The 25,806-nt window shown below is 74.3% G+C and carries 24 protein-coding genes; 12 read left to right on the top strand and 12 right to left on the bottom strand.

Going from position 1 to position 25,806, the window contains the following annotated elements:
* Positions 1-196: 196 nt before the first annotated feature.
* A complete protein-coding gene (locus tag AB0E83_RS25570) occupies positions 197-961 on the top strand; it encodes an SDR family oxidoreductase (protein ID WP_362116299.1) in 765 nt (254 codons plus the stop codon).
* A 7-nt stretch (positions 962-968) separates the two neighbouring features.
* On the opposite strand, the gene AB0E83_RS25565 is transcribed toward AB0E83_RS25570, so the two are convergent.
* Both AB0E83_RS25565 and AB0E83_RS25560 read right to left on the bottom strand, forming a co-directional pair.
* Complete coding sequence (locus AB0E83_RS25565) at positions 969-1,475, bottom strand: hypothetical protein (RefSeq protein WP_362116297.1); 507 nt, start codon at positions 1,473-1,475, stop codon at positions 969-971.
* Positions 1,476-1,524: 49 nt separating this feature from the next.
* On the bottom strand, positions 1,525-1,779 hold the full coding sequence (locus AB0E83_RS25560; RefSeq protein ID WP_362116295.1) for an SH3 domain-containing protein: 255 nt from the start codon (positions 1,777-1,779) through the stop codon (positions 1,525-1,527).
* Between the two features lie 138 nt (positions 1,780-1,917).
* Here AB0E83_RS25560 and AB0E83_RS25555 point away from each other — a divergent pair, with 138 nt between their 5' ends.
* Positions 1,918-4,203 (top strand): serine/threonine-protein kinase, encoded by a 2,286-nt coding sequence (locus AB0E83_RS25555; RefSeq protein WP_362116293.1) that lies wholly within the window; start codon positions 1,918-1,920, stop codon positions 4,201-4,203.
* A gap of 85 nt (positions 4,204-4,288) precedes the next feature.
* Here AB0E83_RS25555 and ilvD read toward each other — a convergent pair whose 3' ends face one another.
* From ilvD to AB0E83_RS25535, 4 genes are all read right to left on the bottom strand, one after another.
* Positions 4,289-6,142, bottom strand: a complete 1,854-nt coding sequence (gene ilvD / locus AB0E83_RS25550) for a dihydroxy-acid dehydratase (protein ID WP_362116291.1) — start codon at positions 6,140-6,142, stop codon at positions 4,289-4,291.
* A gap of 136 nt (positions 6,143-6,278) precedes the next feature.
* Complete coding sequence (locus AB0E83_RS25545; RefSeq protein ID WP_362116288.1) at positions 6,279-6,887, bottom strand: TetR family transcriptional regulator; 609 nt, start codon at positions 6,885-6,887, stop codon at positions 6,279-6,281.
* Positions 6,884-7,708 (bottom strand): sugar phosphate isomerase/epimerase, encoded by an 825-nt coding sequence (locus AB0E83_RS25540; protein ID WP_362116285.1) that lies wholly within the window; start codon positions 7,706-7,708, stop codon positions 6,884-6,886. The genes AB0E83_RS25545 and AB0E83_RS25540 overlap by 4 nt, the downstream gene beginning before the upstream one ends.
* Before the next feature lie 86 nt (positions 7,709-7,794).
* A complete protein-coding gene (locus tag AB0E83_RS25535; protein WP_362116282.1) occupies positions 7,795-8,739 on the bottom strand; it encodes a Ppx/GppA phosphatase family protein in 945 nt (314 codons plus the stop codon).
* Between the two features lie 161 nt (positions 8,740-8,900).
* On the opposite strand from AB0E83_RS25535, the gene AB0E83_RS25530 reads away from it, so the two are divergent.
* Positions 8,901-9,707: a hypothetical protein gene (locus tag AB0E83_RS25530; protein WP_362116307.1), complete on the top strand. Its 807-nt coding sequence runs from the start codon at positions 8,901-8,903 to the stop codon at positions 9,705-9,707.
* A 34-nt stretch (positions 9,708-9,741) separates the two neighbouring features.
* On the opposite strand, the gene AB0E83_RS25525 is transcribed toward AB0E83_RS25530, so the two are convergent.
* Positions 9,742-11,577 carry a hypothetical protein gene (locus AB0E83_RS25525; RefSeq protein ID WP_362116279.1) on the bottom strand — a complete coding sequence of 612 codons (1,836 nt, stop codon included), beginning with the start codon at positions 11,575-11,577 and terminating at the stop codon, positions 9,742-9,744.
* 205 nt (positions 11,578-11,782) lie between these two features.
* On the opposite strand from AB0E83_RS25525, the gene radA reads away from it, so the two are divergent.
* Both radA and disA read left to right on the top strand, forming a co-directional pair.
* Positions 11,783-13,189, top strand: coding sequence for a DNA repair protein RadA (radA, locus tag AB0E83_RS25520; RefSeq protein WP_362116276.1), 1,407 nt, complete (start codon positions 11,783-11,785; stop codon positions 13,187-13,189).
* 277 nt (positions 13,190-13,466) lie between these two features.
* Positions 13,467-14,591, top strand: coding sequence for a DNA integrity scanning diadenylate cyclase DisA (gene disA, locus AB0E83_RS25515; RefSeq protein WP_362116273.1), 1,125 nt, complete (start codon positions 13,467-13,469; stop codon positions 14,589-14,591).
* Positions 14,592-14,636: 45 nt separating this feature from the next.
* On the opposite strand, the gene AB0E83_RS25510 is transcribed toward disA, so the two are convergent.
* Positions 14,637-15,497: a hypothetical protein gene (locus tag AB0E83_RS25510; RefSeq protein WP_362116270.1), complete on the bottom strand. Its 861-nt coding sequence runs from the start codon at positions 15,495-15,497 to the stop codon at positions 14,637-14,639.
* A gap of 215 nt (positions 15,498-15,712) precedes the next feature.
* Here AB0E83_RS25510 and AB0E83_RS25505 point away from each other — a divergent pair, with 215 nt between their 5' ends.
* From AB0E83_RS25505 to cseC, 6 genes are all read left to right on the top strand, one after another.
* Positions 15,713-16,390, top strand: a complete 678-nt coding sequence (locus tag AB0E83_RS25505) for a phosphatase PAP2 family protein (RefSeq protein WP_362116267.1) — start codon at positions 15,713-15,715, stop codon at positions 16,388-16,390.
* Between the two features lie 33 nt (positions 16,391-16,423).
* Complete coding sequence (locus AB0E83_RS25500; RefSeq protein ID WP_362116264.1) at positions 16,424-17,428, top strand: A/G-specific adenine glycosylase; 1,005 nt, start codon at positions 16,424-16,426, stop codon at positions 17,426-17,428.
* Positions 17,429-17,894: 466 nt separating this feature from the next.
* Entirely contained in the window at positions 17,895-18,491 is a 597-nt protein-coding gene (locus AB0E83_RS25495; protein WP_362116261.1) for a SigE family RNA polymerase sigma factor, read from the top strand.
* On the top strand, positions 18,479-19,273 hold the full coding sequence (locus AB0E83_RS25490; protein ID WP_362116258.1) for a hypothetical protein: 795 nt from the start codon (positions 18,479-18,481) through the stop codon (positions 19,271-19,273). The genes AB0E83_RS25495 and AB0E83_RS25490 overlap by 13 nt, the downstream gene beginning before the upstream one ends.
* Positions 19,274-19,356: 83 nt before the next feature.
* The gene (gene cseB, locus AB0E83_RS25485) at positions 19,357-20,067 is read left to right on the top strand and encodes a two-component system response regulator CseB (protein WP_362116255.1); all 711 of its coding nucleotides are present in this window, start codon (positions 19,357-19,359) and stop codon (positions 20,065-20,067) included.
* Positions 20,068-20,070: 3 nt separating this feature from the next.
* Entirely contained in the window at positions 20,071-21,387 is a 1,317-nt protein-coding gene (cseC, locus tag AB0E83_RS25480; protein WP_362116252.1) for a two-component system sensor histidine kinase CseC, read from the top strand.
* An 85-nt stretch (positions 21,388-21,472) separates the two neighbouring features.
* On the opposite strand, the gene AB0E83_RS25475 is transcribed toward cseC, so the two are convergent.
* From AB0E83_RS25475 to AB0E83_RS25465, 3 genes are all read right to left on the bottom strand, one after another.
* Positions 21,473-21,922, bottom strand: a complete 450-nt coding sequence (locus AB0E83_RS25475) for a VOC family protein (RefSeq protein WP_362116249.1) — start codon at positions 21,920-21,922, stop codon at positions 21,473-21,475.
* A 25-nt stretch (positions 21,923-21,947) separates the two neighbouring features.
* The gene (locus tag AB0E83_RS25470) at positions 21,948-22,328 is read right to left on the bottom strand and encodes a helix-turn-helix transcriptional regulator (RefSeq protein WP_362116304.1); all 381 of its coding nucleotides are present in this window, start codon (positions 22,326-22,328) and stop codon (positions 21,948-21,950) included.
* 218 nt (positions 22,329-22,546) lie between these two features.
* The gene (locus AB0E83_RS25465; RefSeq protein ID WP_362116246.1) at positions 22,547-24,124 is read right to left on the bottom strand and encodes an MDR family MFS transporter; all 1,578 of its coding nucleotides are present in this window, start codon (positions 24,122-24,124) and stop codon (positions 22,547-22,549) included.
* 105 nt (positions 24,125-24,229) lie between these two features.
* On the opposite strand from AB0E83_RS25465, the gene AB0E83_RS25460 reads away from it, so the two are divergent.
* Positions 24,230-24,784 (top strand): helix-turn-helix domain-containing protein, encoded by a 555-nt coding sequence (locus AB0E83_RS25460; RefSeq protein WP_362116243.1) that lies wholly within the window; start codon positions 24,230-24,232, stop codon positions 24,782-24,784.
* Between the two features lie 12 nt (positions 24,785-24,796).
* Here AB0E83_RS25460 and AB0E83_RS25455 read toward each other — a convergent pair whose 3' ends face one another.
* Positions 24,797-25,480, bottom strand: coding sequence for a M23 family metallopeptidase (locus AB0E83_RS25455; RefSeq protein WP_362116240.1), 684 nt, complete (start codon positions 25,478-25,480; stop codon positions 24,797-24,799).
* Between the last annotated feature and the right edge of the window lie 326 nt (positions 25,481-25,806).

The following is a 25,806-nucleotide window of genomic DNA, read 5'->3' as shown; positions in this document are numbered from 1 at the left end:
ACCCCACTTCAGTTTTAGCCCGTTCGTGTTTGGTCAACGCGCATAAACGGCTCCCGCCGGCCAGAGCGGCGCGCGCGGGGGGGGGGGCCGCCCCCCCCCCCCCCCCCCCCCGCCGGTCCGGAAAACCCATGGTGATCAGGCCAGATCCGTCGCGCACGTGTCACCGGCGGCTCCGGGGCCGTGGCAGATTGCTGCCATGGTGGAAATCAACGGCCTGCTGGCCGGAAGGAAGGCGCTGGTCACCGGCGCCAGCAGCGGCATCGGCGCCGCCGCGGCCCGGGTGTTCTGCGAGGCGGGAGCCTCGGTGTTCCTGGTCGCCCGGCGGGAGGCCGAACTGGCGTCGCTCACGGCCGAGTTGACGGCCCAGGGCCATACTGCGGGCTACGCCGTCGCCGACGTCGCCGACCCCGGTGCGGCGCGGGCGGCGGTCGAGGCCGCGGCGGAGCGCCTCGGCGGGCTCGACGCGGCGTTCAACAACGCGGGAACGGCGACGGTGCCCGCGCCCCTGCACCTCACGGACGACGCGGCGTTCGAGGACGTCATGGCCGTCAACGTCCGCGGCACGTGGAACTGCATGAAGCACGAGATCGCCACCATGCTGCCCGGCGGCGGGGCGATCGTGAACAACAGCAGCGTCGCGGGCCTGGTGGCCACCCCGGCGGCCGCGCCCTACATCGCCTCCAAGCACGCGGTCATCGGCCTGACGAAGGCCGCCGCCGAGTACGCCGCCCTGGGCGTCCGGGTCAACGCCCTCGCGCCCGGCACCACCCGCAGCGAGATGATGGACCAGTGGTTCGCGCTCAACCCGGGCCTGGAGGAACGGCTGCACACCATGGCCCCCCTGCCGCGGACGGCGGAGCCCCGGGAGATCGCGGTCGCCGCCGCCTGGCTGCTCAGCGACGCGGCCTCGTTCGTCGTGGGGGCGACCCTCCCGGTGGACGGCGGCTGGACCGCCCGCTGACCGCGGACTACGCGCGCTTGGGCTTCCTGCGGTTCGCCGGGTTGCCGGTGCGGGCGCCGCGCCGCTTCTCGTGGCGGGCGCGGGCGGCCTCGTACTCGGCGCGGCGGAGCTTCTCGCCGGGGGCCTCCAGGAAGCAGCGGAGGAAGTAGGCGAGGAGCACGCCGATGAAGCCGATGGCCTTGAGGCTCCTGAGGGAGTCCTCGCGGGCCTGGTCGGCGGGGCGGCGGCCGAAGCCCTCCCAGGTCCTGGCGAAGGCGATCGCCGAGCAGATCGCGAACATCAGGATCACCAGGGTGTTCACGAGGCCGCCCACCTCGGCGACCTGGAGCCCCTCGTAGGCGAAGCGCAGGACGAAGGCGCCCGCCACGGCCGCGGCGAGCGCGCCGGCGGCGAGGCCGGCGCGCCGCGGTCCGTAGTGGGCGCTGTGATCGACCCAGCTCGTACCGAAGAAACGGATCTCCTCGGGCCGGGGTCCGTCCGCGCCGCTTCCGGGGTTCTGCTTGTCCTCGCTCACGAGGTCGATTATCCCCGGAGCGGCGCGCGGACGGGCGGGGCGAAGGTCCTCAGGCGCAGCGCGGCGCCACGTAGTCGTCGCTGCCGGTCCTCACGTACGCGTCGGAGACGTACTGCCCCGCGGCGATGCTGTCCCAGAGACGGGTGGTGCCGTACGGCCCCGAGACCCACTCGCCGGGCTTCTGGCAGTGGATCGGGACGGTCGCGCCCTCGGCGAGCACCCGGACCACCGGGTACTGCGTGCTCGGACCGGAACGGACGTTGACCCGGTAGCCCGGGGCGACCGGGTAGTACTTCACCGCCATGATGTTCTCCCCCTGGTTTCACTCTGTGCGACGCGCGCAGGCTAGCAAGCTCCTCCGACATCGCGGTGCGCATCGACTAGGCTCCGTCGCGTCGCGCACGCGCGCGGGGACGGACGCGGAACCACACGGGGGTGGGAGATGCCGCCGTTGAGCGGTACCGGCGCCGGCCGGGGCGCCGAGGGGCCCGAGTACGCCGGTGCGTACCGGTTGCAGGCGGTGCTCGGCGCGGGCGGCATGGGCGTCGTCCACCTCGCCTCCTCGCCCTCCGGGCTGCGGCTCGCGGTGAAGGTGGTGCACGCGCGCTATGCCGAGGATCCCGACTTCCGGGCCCGGTTCCGGCAGGAGGTGGCCGCCGCCCGCCGGGTCAGCGGCGCCTTCACCGCGCCCGTGGTGGACGCCGACCCGGACGCCGAGCGCCCGTGGATGGCCACCCTCTACGTCCCCGGGCCCACCCTCGCCGACCAGGTCCGCCAGCGCGGCCCCCTCTCCCCCGCCGAGCTGCGCCGGCTCACCGCCGGGCTCGCCGAGGCGCTGCGCGACATCCACCGGGCCGGCGTCGTCCACCGGGACCTCAAGCCGAGCAACGTGCTGCTCACCGATTCCGGGCCCAAGGTCATCGACTTCGGGATCTCCCGGCCCGTCGACAGCGACCTGCGCACGGAGACCGGGAAGCTGATCGGCTCGCCGCCGTTCATGGCGCCCGAGCAGTTCCAGCGGCCGCGCGAGGTCGGGCCGTCCGCCGACGTCTTCGCGCTCGGCTCGGTCCTGGTGCACGCGGCGACCGGCCACGGCCCCTTCGACTCGGACAGCCCGTACATCGTGGCGTACCAGGTGGTCCACGACGAGCCGGACCTGTCCGGGGTGCCGGCCGAGCTGGCCCCGCTGGTCGCGCGCTGCCTCGCCAAGGAGCCGGCCGAGCGGCCGACCCCGGGCGAGATCATGGCGGCCCTGCTCCCGCCCTCGTACGAGGCCGAGGCGTTCATACCGTCCCAGCGGCGGCGGCCCGCGCTGCCCGCGGACCCGTTCGCGCCGGACGGGCGCACCGGCGGCTCCGGCGGCCCCGGCGGCTCTCCCGGCTCCTCCGGCTCCTCCGGCTCCGTCGGAGGCGGTGGGGACGGCGGGGACGGCTTCTCCCGGGGCGACACCACGACCCGGACCGCCGGGGCCGCCGTGCCCGTCCGCCGCGGGCGCTCCCGGCTCGCGCCGCGCCTGACGGTCTCCGCCGCGGTCGTGCTCGTCCTCGCCGGGGCCGGGGTGTACGCGGCGCTGCGCCCGCCGGCCCGGCCGGCGGCCGAGGAACCCGTCCACCCCGCCGAGGTCGCGACCGCCTTCGACGGCTGGCACGCCCAGGTGCAGGAGCACGGTGACACCGCCGCGCCCGCCTGCGTCCACGAGGCGGGCTCCCTCTACTGCGCGGCCCGCGGGGTGGCGCTCGCCCGCCTCGACCCGATGACCGGCGAGGTCCTGTGGAAGCGGACCGGGCCGGTCACGGCGGAGCCGCCGGACGCGCCCGTGCCCCTGGCCGGCGGGACGCAGCCGCTGGTGGGCGCGGCGGCGGAGCCCGGTCCCCTGCGCGCGTACGCCGTCGGGGACGGGGCGCCCGGCTGGACCGCGCGCGCGGACGTGCCCGAGACGTACCGTCCGGCGGGCGCGGTGGTGGTCCTCTCCGACGGGCGCGGCGCGCTCCGGGCGCTCGACGCGCGGACCGGGGCCGCGCGGTGGGCCCACCGGCTCGACGGGTTCGACATGCCGGTCCTCGGCGCGTACGACGCCCCGACCGGGCTGCTCACCGTCTCCGAGACGGCCGCGGACGGCCGCAGCACGCGCGTGGGGGCGGTTCTGCCCGCGACCGGCGAGGTCGTCTGGAGCCGGGTGGTGGCCGGGGACGTCACCCCGGTCGGCCGCACCGGCGACGGGACGCTGGTCCTCGCCTCGCGCTACCGGGGCGGCCCGGTCGACGCGCTGGTGCTGCTCGCGCCGGGCGACCCCGCCGACCCGGGCAGCGGGCCGGACGCGGGTGCGGAGCGCCGGATCGGGATCCAGGAGCGGATGCAGCTCAGCGGCGTCGCCGTGCGGGGCTCGGTCGCGTACCTGCTCTCCCTGGACGGGCGGCTGGTGGCCCTGGACACGGCGGCGGAGCGGGGGAGCCGGCGGTGGGACCTGGTGACGGGGGCCGCGAACGTCTCGTCGCCCGTCCTCGGCCCCGACGAGCGGCTCTACCTCTCCGCGGCGGACGGGCGGCTGTTCGCCGTGGACACCGCGCGCGGGGCGGTCGTCGGGCAGACCCGCCCCCGGATGCGGAACGGGCGGCTCGGGTACGCGACCCGGGTGCCGGCGCCGCTGGTCGCCGGGGACCGGGTGTTCGGGTCGGCCCCGGACGGCTCGGTCTTCGCGGTGGACGCGCGCGTGGCGGAGTCCTGGTAGCCGCCCCCCCGGAACGGGACGCACGCGCGCGGGGAGGCGGGAGGAGACCCGTCTCCCCGCGCGCGTGCGGCGGAAAGGGCGGCCGTCAGCCGAGCTTGGACACGTCCCGGACGGCGCCCTTGTCGGCGCTCGTCGCCATCGCCGCGTACGCCCGCAGCGCCGCCGAGACCTTGCGCTCGCGGTTCTTCGGCGCGTACACGCCGCCCAGGGCCTCGCGGCGGGCGGCGAGGGTCTCGTCGTCGACGAGCAGCTCGATGGAGCGGTTCGGGATGTCGATGCGGATCCGGTCGCCGTCCTCGACGAGGGCGATGGTGCCGCCCGAGGCCGCCTCCGGGGAGGCGTGGCCGATGGAGAGGCCCGAGGTGCCGCCGGAGAAGCGGCCGTCGGTCACCAGGGCGCACGCCTTGCCCAGGCCGCGGCCCTTCAGGTACGAGGTGGGGTAGAGCATCTCCTGCATGCCGGGGCCGCCCTTGGGGCCCTCGTAGCGGATGACGACGACGTCGCCCTCCTCGACCTGCTTGAGGAGGATCTTCTCGACGGCCTCCTCCTGCGACTCGCAGACGACGGCCGGGCCCTCGAAGGTCCAGATCGACTCGTCGACGCCGGCGGTCTTCACGACGCAGCCGTCGACGGCGAGGTTGCCGTGCAGGACGGCGAGGCCGCCGTCCTTGGAGTAGGCGTGGGCGACGTCGCGGATGCAGCCGCCGGCCGCGTCCACGTCGAGGGCCTCCCAGCGCTCGGACTGGGAGAAGGCGGTCGCGGAGCGGACGCAGCCGGGGGCCGCGTGGAACAGCTCGGCGGCCTCGGCGGAGGCGGCGCCGCCGCGGACGTCCCAGGTGTCCAGCCACTCCTTGATGGAGGCGGAGTGGACGGCGTGCACGTCCTCGTTGAGCAGGCCGGCGCGGTACAGCTCGCCGAGGATGGCCGGGATGCCGCCGGCCCGGTGCACGTCCTCCATGTAGTACGTGCGGTCCTTGGCGACGTTCGGGGCGACCTTCGCCAGGCAGGGCACCCGGCGCGAGACCTCGTCCATGTCCGGCAGGCCGTAGTCGACCTCGGCCTCCTGGGCGGCGGCGAGCAGGTGCAGGATCGTGTTGGTCGAGCCGCCCATGGCGATGTCGAGGGCCATGGCGTTCTCGAAGGCGGCGCGGGTCGCGATCGAGCGCGGCAGGACGGAGGCGTCGTCCTCGTCGTAGTAGCGACGGGTGATGTCGACGACCGTGCGGGCCGCGTTCTCGTACAGCCCCTTGCGGGCGGTGTGGGTGGCGAGCAGCGAGCCGTTGCCGGGGAGGGAGAGGCCGATGGCCTCGGTCAGGCAGTTCATCGAGTTGGCCGTGAACATGCCGGAACAGGACCCGCAGGTCGGACAGGCGTTCTCCTCGATCCGGAGCATGTCCTCGTCCGAGATCGCGGGGTTCACGGCGTCGGACATCGCGTCGACCAGGTCGAGCGTGCGGACCGTGCCGTCGACCAGGACCGCGCGGCCGGCCTCCATCGGACCGCCGGAGACGAAGACCGTCGGGATGTTGAGGCGCAGGGCGGCCATCAGCATGCCGGGGGTGATCTTGTCGCAGTTGGAGATGCAGATCAGGGCGTCGGCGCAGTGGGCCTCGACCATGTACTCCACGCTGTCCGCGATCAGGTCGCGGGAGGGCAGGCTGTAGAGCATGCCGCCGTGGCCCATGGCGATGCCGTCGTCGACGGCGATCGTGTTGAACTCGCGGGCGATGCCGCCGGCGGCGGTGATGGCCTCGGAGACGATCCGGCCGACCGGCTGGAGGTGGGTGTGGCCGGGGACGAACTCGGTGAAGGAGTTCGCCACGGCGATGATGGGCTTCCGGCCGATGTCCGCGCCCGGTACACCGGAGGCGCGCATAAGGGCGCGGGCGCCCGCCATGTTGCGGCCGTGGGTGACTGTGCGGGACCTCAGCTCGGGCATCGTCGCTCGCTCCTCGTGATGGGTGTGCTTGTATCGAGCGTACGTCGCCGCTCCAAGATCTGGACATGGTGTCCGGAATGCGGGACGGATGTTCAGGGTTCGGTCAGGTGCCGGCAGGTCGGCCCCGGCCGGACGCTCAGGCTTCGGTCAGGTACCGCTGGAGCGTCGGGGCGACCTCCGCCACGATCCGCTCCGGGTCCGCCGAGGCCAGCGGCTCGACCTGGATCACGTACCGCAGGATCACGATCCCGATCATCTGCGAGGCCGCCAGCTCCGCCCGGAACTTCGGGTCCGGCACGGCCAGGCCGGCGGCGATCCGCTCCAGGAGGCGGCGCAGGACGAAGCTCCGCAGCACCTTCGCCGCCGCCTCGTGGGTCACCGCGGAGCGGATGACGGCGAGCAGCGGGGCCCGGGTCACCGGGTTCTCCCACACCCCGATGAAGAAGCGGGCCAGCCGCTCGCCGACGGCCTCGCGCGGGCCGTCGAGGATGGCCGGGACGACGAGGTCCGGTTCGAAGGAGACCTCGACGGCCGCCGCGAAGACCTCGTCCTTGGTGCCGAAGTAGTGGTGCACCAGGGCCGGGTCGACCCCGGCGGCCTTGGCGACGCCGCGGACCGAGGTCTTGTCGTAGCCCCGCTCCGCGAACTGCGTCCGCGCCGCCTCCAGGATCCGCTCGCGCGCGCCCGGACCGCTGTCGCCGTCGCGCGCGGGGCGGCCGCGGCGCCGGGGGGAGGACTCGCTCACGCGCGCGTGCCCCGGGTCGCCGAGGCGAGGTGGAGCCGGGTGAAGGCCAGGGCCTCGGCGAGGTCGGCCTCCCGTTCGGCGGCGGACATCGCGCGCCGGGTGTTGACCTCGATGACGACGTGCCCGTCGAAGCCGCTGACGGCCAGCCGCTCCAGGAGCTCGGCGCACGGCTGGGTGCCCCGGCCCGGCACCAGGTGCTCGTCCTTGGCGGAGCCGCGCCCGTCGGCGAGGTGGACGTGGCCGAGCCGGTCGCCCATGCGGTCGATCATCGCGAGGGTGTCCGTGCGGGCGGTCGCCGTGTGCGAGAGGTCGATCGTGAAGTGCCGGTAGTCGTCCTTGGTGACGTCCCACTCGGGGGCGTACGCGAGCATCTCGCGGTCCTTGTACCGCCACGGGTACATGTTCTCGACGGCGAAGCGGACGTCGGTCTCGTCGGCCATCCGCCAGATGCCGGTCACGAAGTCGCGGGCGTACTGGCGCTGCCAGCGGAACGGCGGGTGGACGACGACCGTGGACGCGCCGAGCTTCTCGGCGGCCGCCCGGGCGCGCCGGAGCTTGACCCAGGGGTCGGTGGACCAGACCCGCTGGGTGATGAGCAGGCAGGGGGCGTGGACGGCGAGGACGGGCACCTGGTAGTGGTCCGAGAGCCGGCGCAGCGCCTCGATGTCCTGGCTGACCGGGTCGGTCCACACCATGACCTCGACGCCGTCGTAGCCCAGGCGCGCGGCGACCTCGAAGGCCGTCGCCGTCGACTCCGGATAGACCGAGGCTGTCGACAGGGCGACCTTCGCATCCGGGACGCGCACCGCTGGTTCTGCCACGAGAGACAGGGTACGGGGCGCACCTGGGCGCGGGAGGGTGGTTCCGGTCACCCCGCCGCGCCCCGCACGCGCGCGTGCGGACGCGGTCAGGCGCCCGACAGCACCTCCGGCAGGTGGTCGAGGCGGCGCAGGATCACGCCCTCGCGCAGGGCCCACGGGCAGATCTCCAGCCGCTCCACGCCGAGCAGGTCCATCGCGCCCTCGGCGACCAGGGCGCCGGCCAGGAGCTGGGCGGCGCGTCCCTCGGAGACGCCGGGGAGGGCGGCGCGCTCGCCGCCGGTCATGCCGGCGAGCCGCGGCACCCACTCCTCCAGGGAGGCGCGGGTGAGGAGCCGCTCCACGTACAGGCCCTCGCCGGAGCCGGGCGCGCCGGCGATCCGGGCGAGCTGCTTGAAGGTCTTGGAGGTGGCGACGACGTGGTCGGGCTTGCCGAAGCGGCTGAACTCGCCGACCGTACGGGCGATCTGGGCCCGCACGTGGCGGCGCAGCGCCTTCACGTCGTCCGTCTCCGGCGGGTCGCCGGGCAGCCAGCCGACGGTGAGCCGGCCCGCGCCGAGCGGCAGGGAGACGGCCGCGTCGGGGTCCTCGTCGATGCCGAACGCGACCTCCAGGGAGCCGCCGCCGATGTCGAGGAGGAGCAGTTTGCCCGCGGACCAGCCGAACCAGCGGCGGGCGGCGAGGAAGGTGAGCCGGGCCTCCTCCTCGCCGGTGAGGACCTGGAGGCCGACGCCGGTCTCGGTCTTGACCCGGGCCAGGACGTCGTCGGCGTTGGTGGCCTCGCGGACGGCGGAGGTCGCGAACGGCAGGACCTCCTCGCAGCCCTTGTCCTCGGCCGCCTGGAGGGCGTCCCGGACGGTGCCGATGAGCCGCTCGACGCCGTCGGGGGCGATGGCGCCGCGCGCGTCGAGGAGCTCGGCGAGCCGCAGCTCCGCCTTGTGGGAGTGGGCGGGCAGCGGGCGGGCACCGGGGTGGGCGTCCACCACGAGCAGGTGCACGGTGTTCGAACCGACGTCGAGGACTCCGAGTCTCATGGCGGAAACGCTACTGCGCCCACCCGCATACGCTTGGGGTTGTGCCAAAGACGAAGAAGGCGAAACCGGGCGAGGACAGTGCCGCCGGCCGCGACGAGGCCGTGCGCGACGAGGCCGTGCCCGGCGGGCGGGACGTGCGGGACGTCAAGTACGCGCGGGACGTGAAGGGCGGGAAGCCGCCCGTCAAGGGCGTGAAGAAGCAGCGCAAGGGCGCGGAACCGGACGAGCAGGGGCTCGACTTCCCGCGCGCGTGGGTGGAGTTCGCGGACCCGGCCGACGAGGAGCAGGTCTTCCGCTGCGACCTGACCTGGCTGACCTCGCGCTGGACCTGCGTCTTCGGCAGCGGCTGCCAGGGCATCCAGGCGGGCCGGGCGGCGGACGGCTGCTGCACGCTGGGCGCCCACTTCTCCGACGAGGACGACGAGAAGCGGGTCGCGGAGCACGTGGCGCGGCTGACGCCGGAGCTGTGGCAGTTCCACGACGTCGGCAGCGAGACGGGGTGGACGCAGACCGACGAGGACGGCGACCGGCAGACCCGCCGCTGGAAGGGCTCGTGCATCTTCCAGAACCGGCCGGGCTTCGCGGGCGGCGCCGGCTGCTCGCTGCACATCCTGGCGCTGAAGGAGGGCCGGGAGCCGCTGGAGACGAAGCCGGACGTGTGCTGGCAGCTGCCGGTGCGCCGGACGTACGACTGGATCGACCGCCCCGACGACACGCGCGTGCTCCAGGTGTCGATCGGCGAGTACGACCGGCGAGGCTGGGGCCCGGGCGGTCACGACCTGCACTGGTGGTGCACCTCGGCGACCTCGGCGCACGGCGGCGGGGAGCCGGTCTACGTCTCGTACCGGCCGGAGCTGATCGAGATGATGGGCAAGGACGCCTACGACGTGCTGGTCGGGCTCTGCGAGGCGCGGCTCGCCTCGGCGCTGCCGATGGTGGCGCCGCACCCGGCGGACCCGAAGCCGTAGCTCCTCCCGAGGGGGCTTCCCCGGGGGTGCCCCTTCAGGAGGAGGGCGCCGGGGTCGGTTCGTCCGTGGCGGGCGGGGGCGTGGTGGGGTCGGGGGTGCCCGGCTCCGTGGTCGGCGGCGGGTCCGTGGTCGGCGGGGGGTCCGTCGGGTCGGTCGTCGGCGGCGGGGTCGTGGGCTCCGTGGTCGGCGGCGGAGTGGTGGGTTCCTCCGTCACCGGCGGGGGCGTGGTCGGCTCCGTGGGCTCCACCGGATCGGTCGGCCGGGGGTCGACCGGCCCGCCGGTGGGGGGCGGCGCGGTCGGCGGGGTGGTGGGGTCGGTGGTGACGGGCGGGGGCGGGACCACCCGGTCGTCGACCGGGGCGACGGGCCCCCGGCCGCTGATCCGGAGCACCGCCCCGGTGGGGTGGACCCCGATCCGGGCGCTCCACGGGCCGCGCGGTTCGCGGGCGCGGTCGACGTGGACGGCGACGGTGACGGTCCCGCCCGGGTCCAGGGTGCCGGAGGCACGGCTCACGTACAGCCAGGGCGCGTCCGTCCACAGCGACCAGTCGACGGGGGTGCCGCCCTGCCCGGTGAGGGTGATCAGGGTGACGCCGCCGAGGCAGCGCGCGGTGACGCCGATCCAGCCCGGGACCGGGTCGCCGGGCCGCGCGGGGGCGGCCGGGACGGCGGAGCGGGCGGGGGTGACGACCTCGACGGAGAGCTCCGGGGAGCGGCTCCCCCGGGGGAGGCGGGGGTCGGGGGTCGCACGGGCGCTGCCGGCGTTCTCGTACGGGTCGTGGGTGCGGTCGCCGCCCGTGCCGTCCCCGCTCTCGCTCGCGCTGACCCGGGAGCCGTCCCGGCCGGCCTCGGCGCCCGCGGGGACGCCGCGGTACGAGGTCCACAGGGCGAGCACCGGCGCGGCGACGACGGCGGCGACCACGGTGGTGGTGACCGCGCGGGCCCGCATCCGGTCGCGGCGGGCGACGAGGTCCTTGGGGTCGATCGGGAAGCCGGTCGGGGCGAAGCGGGGGGCGCCGGCACGCGCGCGGGGGACGTGCAGCATCGCCATGTAGGCGGCGGCCCGGGGGGCCTCGACGAGCGGCAGGCGGTCCTGGACGGCGTGGGGGCCGCCGCCGGGCCAGGGGGCGGTGGCGCCGGCCCGCTCGGCGGTGCGGCGGCAGACCGGGCAGTCGTCGACGTGCCGGACGAGCTCGGCGCGCAGGGCCGCGGAGAGGATCATCCGCTGGTCGCCGGTGTGGAGCCGGGCGACGGTGGGGCAGCCGCCGGCGGCGACGGCGGCGAGCGCGGCCCGGGTGCGCTCGACCTCGCAGCCGGCGGTGGCGAGCAGGTCGCGGGCGGCCTGCGGGTCGAGGGCGAGGACGGCGGCGACCTGGCGCGGGCTCAGGCCGTGCCGGACGGCGAGCTCCAGGGCCTCGCGCTGCTCGGGGGTGATGCCGGCGGCCTCGGGCCAGGCGAGGGTGGCCAGTTCCGCGCGGCGGCGCTCGGCGGTCCCGGCGGAGACGGGCGGCGGCCCGGGCGGGGTGACGGCGGGGCGGCCGGTGTGGGCGCCCTGGCGCCGGCGCCGCTGTTCGCCGAGGCTGCGCAGGCAGGCCCAGCGGGCCAGCGCGTAGAGCCAGGCGGTGCGGCCCTCCTCGTCGGAGGGGCAGCGGCCGTGGTGGCGCTCGGCGGCGGCGAGGACGTCGCCGAGGACGGCGGTGGCCGTGTCGTGGTCGCAGAGGACCGAGAGGCAGTACGTGAAGAGCCCGTCGAGAACGTCCTCGTAACGGGCGGGGGGCCGCTGGCCGAGCGTGCGCGGTCCCTGCTGCGGACCGCGGCGCGCCCGGTGGGCGCCCGGGGTGCGGGAGGATTCCAGCCTGCTGCTCGTCACTGGGCGACCGTAGGCGCGCAGGGGGGCACTTTTCATACCGGATCCGCTCTTCTCAGCCTTACGGGTGAAGCCATCACTCGAAAGGGGACGGGAAGGGGGCGTTCCGCTGCCGTGGGGGCCGACTGTCCACAGGGGGCGGGGCCCCGTCCACAGGGCCGGGGCGGGTGGCGGCCCGCTGTCGGTGGCGGCGGCTACGGTGGGGCACATGGCTGCCCGTACGAAAACCACCAAGGACCGTCCGTCCTACCGCTGCACCGAGTGCGGCTGGCAGACGGCCAAGTGGCTCGGCCGCTGCCCCGAGTGCCAGGCGTGGGGCACGGTCGAGGAGTACGGCGCGCCCGCCGTCCGGACCACCGCCGCCGGCCGGGTCTCCACCGCCGCCCTCCCCATCGGCCAGGTCGACGGCCGGCAGGCGACCGCCCGCTCGACCGGCGTCGACGAGCTGGACCGGGTGCTGGGCGGCGGTCTGGTGCCCGGCGCGGTCGTGCTGCTCGCGGGCGAGCCGGGCGTCGGCAAGTCCACGCTGCTGCTCGACGTGGCGGCGAAGGCGGCCAGCGACGAGCACCGCACGCTGTACGTGACGGGCGAGGAGTCCGCGAGCCAGGTCCGGCTCCGCGCGGACCGGATCCACGCCCTCAGCGACCACCTGTACCTGGCGGCGGAGACCGACCTGTCGGCGGTCCTCGGCCACCTGGACGCGGTCAAGCCCTCGCTGCTGATCCTGGACTCGGTGCAGACGGTCGCCTCGCCGGAGATCGACGGCGCCCCCGGCGGCATGGCGCAGGTCCGCGAGGTCGCGGGCGCGCTGATCCGGGCCTCCAAGGAGCGCGGGATGTCGACGCTGCTCGTCGGCCACGTGACGAAGGACGGGGCGATCGCCGGTCCCCGGCTCCTGGAGCACCTGGTGGACGTGGTCCTGCACTTCGAGGGCGACCGGCACGCGCGCCTGCGGCTGGTCCGGGGCGTGAAGAACCGGTACGGGGCGACGGACGAGGTCGGCTGCTTCGAGCTGCACGACGAGGGGATCACCGGGCTCGCCGACCCCTCCGGGCTCTTCCTCACCCGCCGTGACGTGGCCGTGCCGGGCACCTGCCTCACGGTCACCCTGGAGGGCCGCCGGCCGCTGGTCGCCGAGGTGCAGGCGCTGACGGTGGACTCGCAGATCCCGTCCCCGCGCAGGACCACCTCGGGCCTGGAGACCTCCCGGGTCTCGATGATGCTGGCGGTCCTGGAGCAGCGCGGCCGGATCAGCGCGCTCGGCAAGCGGGACATCTACAGCGCCACCGTGGGCGGGGTGAAGCTCTCCGAGCCCGCCGCCGACCTGGCCATCGCGCTCGCCCTGGCCTCCGCCGCGAGCGACACCCCGCTGCCGAAGAACCTGGTCGCGATCGGCGAGGTCGGCCTCGCCGGCGAGGTGCGGCGGGTCACCGGCGTCCAGCGCCGCCTCGCCGAGGCGCACCGGCTCGGCTTCACCCACGCGCTGGTCCCCGGCGACCCGGGGAAGGTGCCGGCGGGCATGAAGGTGACGGAGGTCGCGGACATGGGCGACGCCCTGCGGGTCCTGCCGTCCGGCCGCCGCGCGGCCCGGCGGACGGAGGAGCCCGGGGGCTGACCGGACCCGGCCGCGGGACGGCCCCGGGGCGGTCCCGGGACGGCTCGGGGTGCCCCGGAGCGGCTCCGGGGCCGTTCCGTCCGCGCGTGCGGGAGGTACCCCGGTGGGGCGGGAAAGGGGTAGGCGCGCGGTTCGGCGGGTAGGGCGGATCGCGACCGGGCCGCCCCGGCGGGCGCCCGTCCGGAGCGCCCCGGACCGGCGTGCGGCCCAGGGCGGCGGGGTGGTGTCGCTAGACTTTGCCCTGGTCTCGCCCATCCGTACGAGCCGGAGGAGTGCAGTGGCAGCCAAGGACGGGGCAGCAGCTCCTGGAAAGTCCGGCGCGGGCTCCGGCAACGAAGCGCTGATGCGCGCGGCCCTGAGCGCGGTCGCGCCCGGCACCGCCCTGCGCGACGGCCTGGAGCGGATCCTCCGCGGCAACACCGGCGGCCTGATCGTCCTCGGCATGGACAAGACGGTCGACTCGATGTGCACCGGCGGCTTCGTGATCGACGTCGAGTTCACCGCCACGCGCCTGCGCGAGCTGTGCAAGCTCGACGGGGCGCTCGTCCTCGACAAGGACATCTCCAAGATCCACCGGGCCGGCGTGCAGCTGGTCCCGGACGCCTCCATCCCCACCGAGGAGACCGGCACCCGCCACCGCACCGCGGACCGGGTCTCCAAGCAGTGCAACTTCCCCGTCGTCTCCGTCTCGCAGTCGATGCGCCTGATCGCGCTGTACGTGAACGGCGAGCGGCGGGTCCTGGAGGAGTCGGCGGCCATCCTGTCCCGGGCCAACCAGGCGCTCGCGACCCTGGAGCGGTACAAGCTCCGCCTCGACGAGGTGGCCGGCACGCTCTCGGCCCTGGAGATCGAGGACCTGGTGACCGTCCGGGACGTCACCGCCGTCGCCCAGCGCCTGGAGATGGTCCGCCGGATCGCCACCGAGATCGCGGAGTACGTGGTCGAGCTCGGCACCGACGGCCGGCTGCTCTCGCTCCAGCTCGACGAGCTGATCGCGGGCGTGGAGCCGGAGCGCGAGCTGGTGATCCGGGACTACGTGCCGGAGCCGACGGCGAAGCGTTCCCGCACGGTCGCGGAGGCGCTGACCGAGCTGGACGCGCTGACCCACACCGAGCTCCTCGAACTGCCCGTCGTGGCGCGGGCCCTGGGCTACAGCGGCTCGCCCGAGACCCTCGACTCGGCCGTCTCGCCGCGCGGCTACCGGCTCCTCGCCAAGGTGCCGCGGCTGCCCGGCGCGATCATCGAGCGCCTGGTGGAGCACTTCGGCGGGCTGCAGAAGCTCCTCGCGGCGAGCGTGGACGACCTCCAGGCCGTGGACGGCGTCGGCGAGGCCCGGGCCCGCAGCGTCCGCGAGGGCCTGTCGCGCCTGGCGGAGTCGTCGATCCTGGAGCGGTACGTCTGACCCGCCGCCCGGACGGCGGGCGGACGCCCGCCGCCGGGGTCCCGCTCAGTCCTTGGCGAGGGTGAACGGCGCCGCGACCACCTTGCCGCCGGACACGGACGCCTCCACCAGGTAGTTGCCCGGGCCGGCCTCGCCCGCCGGGGCGGTGGCGCACCGCGGGGCGCTGCGCCGGCGGTCCCACTCCACGGTGTGGGTGATCGTGGAGTGCGCGGGGACCTTCAGCAGCAGCGGGTCGCCGGGGCTCGGGCAGTCGTCCGAGGCCCACAGCCGGCCGGTCTGCGGGTCGCTGATCGTGAGCACCGCGGTACGGGGGCCGAAGTCGGCCTTGCAGTCGGTGTCCGAGGTGTTCTCGGCCACGAGGTGGAACCGGGGCTTCTCGCCGGGCGCGTACTCGAGTTCGGCGCTGCGCAGCGTGAACTCCAGGGATCCCATGGGGCAGTTCGGGAGCGGCGAGCCGGCCGGGACGCGCTGGCCCGCGCCGGTGCCGGCGCCTCCGTCGCCGCCCGCGCCGTCGGTGTCGCCGTTCTTCCCCGCCGTACCGGAACCGGCCGTTGCGGAGCCGTCGCCGGACCCCGCGTCCGCGCCGGAAGCGGAGCCGCCGTCGGAGCCCGCGCCCTCGCCGGAGCCCGTACCGGACTCCCCCGCGTCGCCGGAGTCGCCCGACTCGTCGCGGCCGCCGGGCTGTTGGCTGATGGCCGGTCCCGTCCCGGCGGGACCGGGGGTGATGGAGGGGGCGGGGGACGAGCCGTTGGCGGCGTCGTTCGTCTTCTTCCCGCCGCCGTCACCGGAGGTGAGGGCCCACACGGTGAGCAGGGCGAGGAGCGCGATCAGGCACAGCGCGACCGCCCTCCGTCGCCAGTAGATGGTGGAGGGAAGCGGCCCGACCGGATTGCGCAAAGATCCCACGCCCCGAACCTTACGAGAGATCCGGCCCAACTCCCGCCCCACCCGCCGCCCGAGAACCCAAGTTTTGCCGATGATCACATCCCTCGGGAACGGGAACTCTCCCCGCGGCGGCCGGAAATCGCCCCCCTTCGTGCCCATCCCCCACTTTCGTCAGGGGTAGCCTCGTCCCTTGGCCCAGGGCACGACGGTCCGGATTCCGGTTAGCGTCATCCACCATGGACAACCTCCTCGACCTCTCCGACCGTCTCTACCTCGACGTCCTCGACTTCGCGCACACCACACCGCACTGGTTCCAGTGGCTCGCGGAAGTCTGGACGGAGCTCGGACTGCTGCTCTTCGGTGCGCTGTTCCTGGCCGGCTGGTGGCGTTCACGGACCGGATCGAGCCAGGCGATGACCCTCGCCCTCCTCGCCCCGCTCGCCACCGCCTTCGGTTACGTGGTGAGCGAGGGCCTGAAGTCGCTGATCGACGAGGAACGTCCGTGCCGCGCCGTCGCGGGGGCACCGGCCGCGCTCATCGACTGCCCCGTGTACGGCGACTGGTCCTTCCCCAGCAACCACTCGGCCATCGCCGGCGCCGCCGCCGTCGCGCTCGCCCTCTCCTGGCGCGGGATCGTCTGGCTGACCGTGCCCATGGCGATCCTCATGGCCTCCTCCCGCGTCTTCGTCGGCGTCCACTACCCGCACGACGTGACCGCGGGCCTGCTGGTCGGCGGCCTCGTCGCCCTCGTGGTCATGCGGGCCGGGCGGAAGCCGGTGCGCGCGCTGGTCGAGACGGCCCGTTCCAGCCGGAGCGCGGCGGTCGTGTGGTGCGCGGGGCAGGGTCCCGCGACCCCGGCACACACCTCCGCGCGCCCCGTGCGCCGCTCGCGGGCACGTCACGGCGCGTACTGATCACTCCCCGGACGTGCCAGGATCGGAGGTGCCATGACTTCCATCGATGCCCCCGCCTCCCCGTCCCTCCCCTCCGGCGCGTCCCCGTCCGCGGCGCGCTCCGGTACGACCCCGTCCGCGGCGGCGCGCGCCGCCGCGGACGCCGGCCCGGGTCCGGCCGTCGCGCCGGACGAGCTGCACGGACCGGTCCTCGCCTGGTTCGACCGGCACGCCCGCGACCTTCCCTGGCGCCGCCCCGAGGCCGGTGCCTGGGGCGTCATGGTCAGCGAGTTCATGCTCCAGCAGACCCCCGTCGTCCGGGTGCTCCCCGTGTACGAGCAGTGGCTGGCGCGCTGGCCCCGCCCGGCCGACCTGGCCGCCGAGCCGCCCGGCGAGGCCGTCCGTGCCTGGGGCCGGCTCGGCTACCCGCGCCGGGCCCTGCGCCTGCACGCGGCGGCCGTGGCGATAAGGGACCGGCACCGGGGCGAGGTGCCGAGCGACCACGGGCAGCTCCTCGCCCTCCCCGGCATCGGCGAGTACACCGCCGCGGCCGTCGCCTCCTTCGCCTTCGGGCAGCGCCACGCGGTTCTCGACACCAACGTGCGCCGGGTCCTCGCCCGCGCGGCGAGCGGCGTCCAGTACCCGCCGAACGCCACCACCGCCGCCGAGCGGCGGCTCGCCCGCGCCCTCCTCCCCGACGACGAGGGCACCGCGGCCCGCTGGGCCGCCGCCTCGATGGAGCTGGGCGCCCTGGTCTGCACGGCGAAGAACGAGGACTGCGCGCGCTGTCCGATCACCGACCGGTGCGCCTGGCTGCTCTCCGGCAAGCCCGCCCACGACGGCCCGCCGCGGCGCGGCCAGACCTACGCCGGCACCGACCGCCAGGTCCGCGGCCGGCTCCTCGCCGTCCTCCGCGACGCCCCCGGCCCCGTCCCCCAGTCCGCGCTCGACGCCGTCTGGGACGAACCCGTCCAGCGCGGCCGCGCCCTCGACGGCCTGGTCTCGGACGGGCTGGTGGAGCCGCTGGACGGTGGGCGGTACCGGCTCCCGCTGACCTGAGGCGATGGGATCCGATGTCCGGGATTCTGGATCCAAGATCCTGGGTCCCGGACATCGGATCCGGGATCGTGGACCCGGGACCGTGGACATGGGATCCGGGATCTTGGATCCGAGACCGTGGACATTGGATCCGGGATCTTGGATCCGGAACCGTGGACATGGGATCCGGGATCTTGGATCCGAGACCGTGGACATGGGATCCGAGATCTTGGATCCGAGACCGTGGACATGGGATCCGAGATCTTGGATCCGAGACCGTGGACATTGGCCCCGGACGTTGGGCGCTGGATCCCGGACATTGGATCCCGGACATTGGATCCAAGATCCGATATCCCGGCTGTTACACAACCGATGGACAGCCGTGCGCCCACCGACGGCTGCCCCGCACAACCCCGTGACAACCGCTCCGTAGCGTCGTCGTCGACACGGAGAACAAGCAGGTCACGGGGATGTGGAGGCGGCTGGGATGAGCCAGGGCGAGGTGCTCGACTTCGAGGAGTACGTCCGCACGCGGCAGGACGCGCTGCTGCGCAGCGCCCGCCGGCTCGTCCCGGACCCGGTCGACGCGCAGGACCTGCTGCAGACGGCCCTGGTCCGGACGTACGGCCGGTGGGACGGGATCGCGGACAAGTCGCTGGCCGACGCGTACCTGCGCCGGGTCATGATCAACACGCGGACGGAGTGGTGGCGGGCGCGCCGGCTGGAGGAGGTTCCCACCGAGCAGCTTCCGGACGCGAGCGTGGAGGACGCGACGGAGCAGCACGCAGACCGGGCCCTGCTCATGGACGTCCTGAAGGTGCTGGCGCCCAAGCAGCGCAGCGTCGTGGTGCTGCGGCACTGGGAGCAGATGAGCACGGAGGAGACCGCGGCGGCGCTGGGCATGTCGACGGGTACCGTGAAGTCCACGCTCCACCGCGCGCTCGCCCGGCTCCGTCAGGAGCTGGAGAGCCGCGACCTGAACGCCCTCGCCCTGGGGCGGCCCGTGGAGCGGACCGGTGGACAGCGGTCGGCTGCGGCGGCCGTGCGAGGTGACGAGGGAGGGCGCGAGCGGTGCGCGGCGTAGACGACGGCGACGTCGACGACGGCAGAACCGGCCACCGGCCCGATGACGGCGCCGGCGGGACCGGCGGGACCCGGGGCGGGGCGCCCCGGGGAGCCGGCACCAAGGCGGCGGGCGTCACGGCGGTGGCCGGGCTCGCCGCCCTCGGCCTGTTCGTGGCCGCCTGTTCCACGGGCGGCACGGGTTCGCGCGACGAGGGCGCGGCCCGCGCCGACGCGACGGCGGCCGGCGCCCCGACCCCGCCCGCCGCGGCCTCCGGTTCGGCGAAGGCGGCCGAGCGGGTGGACCCGGTCGCGCTCCTCAAGAGCGACCCGAAGATCGGCGCCCGGGTGAAGGCCGACCTGAAGCCCTGCGCGGCCGACGCCTACCCGGTGGACGCCTCGTACGGCAATCTCACCGACGGTGCGGCGCCGGACGTCGTCGTCAACGTGATGACCTGCGGAGACGCGGTCGGAATCGGGACGTACGTCTACCGCAGGCAGGCCGGCGGGAGCGCCGCCGCCGACACGGCCGCGGCCGCCGGCTACGAGAACGTGTTCATGTCCGAGGACGCGGCCGTGTACGGCACGATCGACCGCGGCGACCTGATCGTGACGAAGCAGATCTACGCGGAGGACGACCCGGTCGCGTACCCGTCGGGCGAGGACGTGCTCACGTACCGCTGGTCGGGGAACCGGTTCGTCCAGCACGACTGGGTGCACAACGAGTACAGCCAGGCCGTCGGCGAGGGCGACGGGGCCACCGAGGCGCCGGAGCCGGTGCCGAGCCCGTCGGCCGCCGGCTGACCCCCGGCGCCCTCCGCTCCCGCTCCGCACCGCCCCCTCCACGCTCCCCGTCCCCCACCCCATCCCCACCGAAGGACCGCACGATGGCCGAGACCCATGTCCTGTTCGTCGAGGACGACGACGTCATCCGTGAGGCCACCCAGCTCGCCCTGGAGCGGGACGGCTTCCGCGTCACCGCGATGCCCGACGGGCTCTCCGGCCTCGACGCCTTCCGCGCCCACCGGCCGGACATCGCGCTGCTCGACGTGATGCTGCCGGGCATGGACGGGGTGAGCCTGTGCCGCCGGATCCGCGACGAGTCGACCGTCCCGGTGATCATGCTGTCGGCGCGCGCCGACTCCATCGACGTCGTCCTCGGCCTGGAGGCCGGGGCGGACGACTACGTGACCAAGCCCTTCGACGGCTCCGTGCTCATGGCCCGCATCCGGGCCGTGCTGCGCCGCTTCGGGCACGCCGCCGGCCACGGGGCGGGCGACGGGGCGGAGGAGCCGGGCGGCGACGGCGGCCCGCTGGTCTTCGGCGACGGCGACCTGGAGGTCGACACCGAGGGCATGGAGGTGCGCCGGGGCGGCGCGCCGGTGGCGCTGACGCCGACCGAGATGCGGCTGCTCCTGGAGTTCTCGTCCGCGCCGAACACCGTGCTCTCCCGCGACAAGCTCCTGGAGCGGGTCTGGGACTACGGCTGGGGCGGCGACACCCGGGTCGTCGACGTGCACGTCCAGCGGCTGCGGGCCAAGATCGGCCAGGACCGGATCGAGACGGTCCGCGGCTTCGGCTACAAGCTCAGGGGCTGATCGGTGAGAGCGCTTCCGCTCCGCACCGGCGTCCGCTGGAAGATCGCCCTGGCCATCGCGGGGGTCGGCGCGCTGATCGCGGTCACCCTCAGCGTGGTCGTGCACAACGCCGCGCGGATCTCGATGCTGGACAACGCGCGCGAGGTGCAGATGGAGCGCCTGCTCTTCGCCCAGCGCCTGTACGAGACCTCGAAGCCGAAGGAACCGCGCTTCGGCGCGAAGCTCAACGACCCGGCGCTGCCGGACCAGCTCGACGAGCTGATGCGCGACCAGCGGCGGGGCACGTACGTGCAGGAGCACCGGCACGGCGGGCCGCCGGACGTGTGGGCGGCGGTGCCGCTGGCCAACGGCGACGTGCTCTCCCTCCACATCCCCTTCGCCGACCGCAGCGCCACGATCATGAAGGACCTCGACCGGGCGCTGGTCATCGGCTCGGTCTCGGTGGTGTTCGGCGGGGCCGCGCTCGGCATCCTCGTCGGCGGGCAGCTCTCCCGGCGGCTGCGGAAGGCCGCGGCGGCGGCCGGGCGGGTCGCCCAGGGCAACGGGGACGTCCGGGTCCGGGACGCCGTCGGCGGGGTCGTGCGGGACGAGACCGACGACCTCGCGTGGGCGATCGACTCGCTCACCGACGCGCTCAACGAGCGGATCGAGGCCGAGCGGCGGGTCACCGCGGACATCGCGCACGAGCTGCGCACCCCGGTGACCGGGCTGCTCACGGCGGCCGAGCTGCTGCCGCCCGGCCGCCCGACCGAGCTGGTGCGGGACCGGGCGCAGGCGATGCGGACGCTGGTCGAGGACGTGCTGGAGGTGGCCCGGCTCGACGGGGCCTCGGAGCGGGCCGAGCTCCAGGAGATCGCGCTCGGCGAGTTCGTGGAGCGGCGGGTGCGGTCGATGTTCCCGGACGCGGAGGTCCGGGTGGTGCACGAGTCCTGGGTGTCGACCGACCCGCGCCGCCTGGAGCGGATCCTCGGCAACCTGCTGGCCAACGCGGCCAAGCACGGCAGGGGCCCGGTGGAGGTCACCGTCGAGGGCCGGGTGGTCCGCGTACGGGACCACGGCCCGGGCTTCCCGGAGGCGCTGCTCCGCGAGGGCCCGAGCCGCTTCCGTACGGGCACGAGCGACCGCGCGGGCCAGGGGCACGGCCTGGGCCTGACGATCGCGGCCGGCCAGGCGCGGGTCCTCGGCGCCCGGCTGACCTTCCGGAACGTGGCCTCGGAGGGCGCGCCGGAGGGCGTCGGCGGCGCGGTGGCGGTGCTGTGGCTGCCGGACCACGCGCCGACCAACACGGGCAGCTTCCCGATCCTGCGCCTGCCGGACTGACCGGCGCCCGCCGGACCGACCGGCGCCTTCCCGGGCCGACCGGCGCCTTCCCGGGCCGACCGGCGCCCGCCGGCGGCGGGACCCGTCACTTCTCCCGGGGCGCCCCGAAGTCCTTGGAGAAGTCCAGCTCCTCGTTGCGCTGGGTCAGCGAGTACCAGTTGCCGTTGTCGTCGCGGAAGATCGCCTCGATGCCGTACGGCCGCTCCTGCGGCTCCTGGACGAACTCCACCCCCTTCGCCCGGAACGCCTCGTAGTCGCCCCGGCAGTCGTCGGTGCGGAAGGCCCCGGCGCCCAGGACGCCCTTGCTGACGAGCGTCTTCAGGGCGGTCGCGGACTCCTCGTCCATGGCGGGCCCGTCGGGGCTCATCAGGGCCAGCTCGACGTCCGGTTGGTCCTTGGCGCCGACGGTGACCCAGCGCATGGGTCCCATGGCGAGGTCGGTGCGCACCTCGAAGCCCAGCTTCTCGGTGAAGAACTTCCTGGTCCGCTCCTGGTCGAGCGTCCAGACGGTCGTGATGCCCAGTCCCTTGATCATGCGTCCACGGTAGGCAGGGGCCCGCTCAGCCCGCTTCTTCGCGATTGCTCTCCGCCCGGCCCGGGAAGGCACCCGCGTACAGCAGGGCGAAGCAGCCGGGTATGAGGGCGGCCCCGCGCCCCGCGTGCCGGGCGCGGTACTCGGTCGGGGTGAGGCCGGTCTGCCGCTTGAAGCGGGCGGAGAAGGTGCCGAGGCTGCTGAAGCCGACCAGGCAGCAGATCTCGGTGACGGTCAGGTCGGCCGTGCGCAGCATCTCCTCGGCGCGCTCGACGCGGCGGCGCGAGAGGTACTGGCCCGGCGTCTCCCCGTAGGCCGCCTTGAAGGCGCGGACGAAGTGGAACCGCGAGTAGCCGGCGCGGCCGGCCACCGCCTCCAGGTCGAGCGGGCCGGCCCAGTCGCGGTCCATGACGTCCTTGGCGAGCCGCAGCCGGCGGAGCAGGGCCTGCCGCGCCCCCTCGGGGGTGTTGGTCTCCACGTACGGAAGCGTCGCACGCGGCACCGACAACGGCCCCCGCCGTCCCCGGAGGGACGGCGGGGGCCGGGTCGCCCGGGAATCCGGGGCTCCGGGAATCGGGAATCCGGGAATCCGGAGCTCCAGGGCTCCGGGGCTCCGGGCTCCGGGGCTCAGACCGTCTCGGCGACCTTCGCCGCCCCGGCCGGCTCCTCGGCGGCCGCCGGTCCCGCGCCGCGCAGCGCCACCTCCTTGACGAGGAAGGCGAGGACGAAGCCGAGGACCGCGACCGCCGCGCCGACGAGGAAGGCGGAGTGGGTGCCGGCCGCGACCGCGTGCTGGTAGGCCTCGCGCAGCGCCTCCGGCAGCCGGGCCAGGCTCGCGGCGTCGAGCTGGGCGGTCCGCTCGGTGACGGCGGAGCCGCCGCCGGCGGCCATCTCGTCCTGGACCCGGCCGGTGAAGAGCGCGCCCATGACGGCGACGCCGAAGGAGGAGCCGAGGGTCCGGAAGAGGGTGGTGGAGCTGGAGGCCACGCCCATGTCCTTCATCTCGACGCTGTTCTGCGCGACGAGCATGGTGATCTGCATCAGGAAGCCCATGCCGGCGCCGAGGACGGCCATCCAGACCCCGGAGACGAGGCGGGAGGTGCCGGTGTCCATCGTGGAGAGCAGGAACAGGCCCGCGGTCATCAGGGCGCCGCCCGCGATGGGGAAGGCCCTGTACTTGCCGGTGCTGGTGGTGAAGCGGCCGACGAACAGCGAGACGACCATCATCGACAGCAGCATCGGCAGGAGCAGCAGGCCGGAGTTGGTGGCCGAGGCGCCCTGCACCGACTGCTGGAAGATCGGCAGGTAGAGGACCGCGCCGAACATCACGAAGCCGGTGATGAAGCCGATCAGGGACATCAGGGTGAAGTTGCGGCTGCGGAAGATGTGCAGCGGCATGATCGGGTCGCTCGCGCGGGTCTCCACGTACAGGAAGGCGGCGAGGGCGAGCGCGCCGCCGGCGGCGAGGCCGACGATGGTGGCCGAGCCCCAGGCGTACTCGGTGCCGCCCCAGGTGGTGACGAGGACGATCGCGGTGATGCCGACGGTCAGCAGCGCGGCGCCGAGGAAGTCGATGCGGGTGCCGGCCGCCCGCCGCTTCGTCGGCAGGTGGAGGACGGCGGTGACCATGGCGAGGGCGACGGCGCCCAGCGGCAGGTTGATGTAGAAGGACCAGCGCCAGCCCCAGTGGTCGGTGATGGTGCCGCCGACCAGCGGGCCGCCGATCATGGCGAGGGCCATGACGCCGGCCATCATGCCCTGGTACTTGCCGCGCTCCCGGGGCGGGATCAGGTCGCCGATGATCGCCATCACGCCGACCATGAGGCCGCCGGCGCCGAGGCCCTGGACGGTCCGGAAGCCGATGAGCTGGCCCATGTCCTGGGCCATGCCGCTGAGCGCCGAACCGATCAGGAAGATCACGATCGAGGTGAGGAAGACGCCCTTGCGGCCGTACATGTCGCCGAGCTTGCCCCAGATCGGGGTGGAGGCGGCGGTGGCCAGGGTGTAGGCGGTGACGACCCAGGAGAGGTGCTCCAGGCCCCCGAGCTCACCGACGATCGTCGGCATCGCGGTACCGATGATCATGTTGTCCAGCATCGCGAGGAGCATCGCGATCATGAGGGCGAGGAGGACCACGCGCACGCTGCGCGGCGGCTCCGGCTCCTCCCGGGTCTGTTTCGTGCTGGTCGGTGCGGTGCCCGTCATGGCCGTCCCCTTACTTGCCGCCCGGCTAGTTACTACACTGGGGACGGTAGGCGCGTCACTTGCCGGTCGTCAAGTAAGTTTTGTGGAAAGTGGGAGTGAACAGCCATGGCCCGAGGCAACACCCGGCAGCGCATCCAGGACGTGGCCCTCGAACTCTTCGCCGAGCAGGGCTACGAGAAGACCTCGCTCCGGGAGATCGCGGAACGCCTCGACGTCACCAAGGCCGCGCTGTACTACCACTTCAAGACCAAGGAAGACATCATCATCGGGATCTTCCAGGACCTGACGCGCCCGATGGACGAGCTGCTCGTCTGGGCCGCCGAGCAGCCGCGCACCCTGGAGACCAAGCGGGAGATCCTGCGCCGCTACCAGACCTGCCTGCTCGCCGCGACCCCCCTCTTCCGCTTCATGCACGAGAACCAGGCGACCGTGCGCGAGCTCAGCATCGGCCTCACCTTCAAGGAGCGGCTGCTCGCGCTCTACGAGTTCGTCCAGGAACCCGAGGCCCCGCTGAAGGACCGGGTCCGCGCCATGAGCGCGGTCTTCACCCTGCACGCGGGCACGTTCTTCATGCAGAACGACGAGGACGACCCCGAGGAGCGGCAGGAAGCCGTCCTCGGGGTCGCCCTCGATCTGATCGAGCAGGCCCAGCGGGCCTGACGCGCGTCGGCGTCAGATGGTCACGCCGTGGGTCCGCAGGAAGGCGGCCGGGTTGACGGCGGAGCCGTAGTTCGGGGTCGTGCGGATCTCGAAGTGCAGGTGCGGGCCGGAGGAGTTGCCGGTGTTGCCCGAGAGGGCGATCCGCTGGCCGGCGGCGACCTTCTGGCCGACGTGGACCTTGATCTTCGACAGGTGGGCGTACTGCGAGTACGTGCCGTTGGCGTGCTTCACGACGATGGCGTTGCCGTACGCGGGGCCGTCGCCGCCGCCGTTCGGGCCGGCCTTCACGACGGTGCCGGCGCCGGCGGCCTTGACCGGGGTGCCGACCGGGACGGCGAAGTCCTGGCCGGAGTGCTTGTGGGCCCACATGGCGCCGCCCTGGTTGTAGCTGGCGGTGAGGGTGTACGAGGTGACCGGCTTGACCCAGCCCTTCGCCTTCTTCGCGGCGACCGGCTTGGCGGCGGCCTTCTTCGCCGCGGCCTTCGCCTGGGCGACGGCCTTGACCTGGGCGGCGACCTTGGCCTGGGTCTCGGCCTGCGCCTCGACGGCGGCGGCCACGGTGCCGGCGACCGGAGCGGCCTTGCTCTCGGCGGCGAAGGCGGACCCGGCTCCGGCCACCAGCGACGCTCCCAGACCCGCGGTGGCGAGGGCGACGGCGGCGGTGCGGACGGCGGGGTTCATGACGCGCTTCGACATACGGGGGAAGACCTCCGGACAGAACGGGACCCGACGCGATCGGTGCGTTGCGCCGGGCTGGCCGTTCCTTGGTAACCCGCCACCCAGGTCATCCCAAAACACCCCATCTACGACAGAAGGTCGTAGCGATCTCCACCGGAATACGGCCCTTGACACCCGGGTGAGCCGCTCGCGAAAACGGACATAACGCCTGAAGTTTCCAGGTTTAGCCGCACGTCGACCGGGCTGGGAAAGCCCGGAAAGGCGGTGCGACGCCCGATTCGGGCGGTTCGGGACCGAGGTCCCGGTGGTTGACTCGTGAACGTCCCGAATAGTCCGTTATAAAC

This window comes from Streptomyces sp. NPDC035033, from assembly GCF_040636735.1.
Lineage (GTDB): Bacteria > Actinomycetota > Actinomycetes > Streptomycetales > Streptomycetaceae > Streptomyces.
Note: the sequence above shows the minus strand (reverse complement) of the source record. Positions and strands in the feature narration are given on the sequence as shown.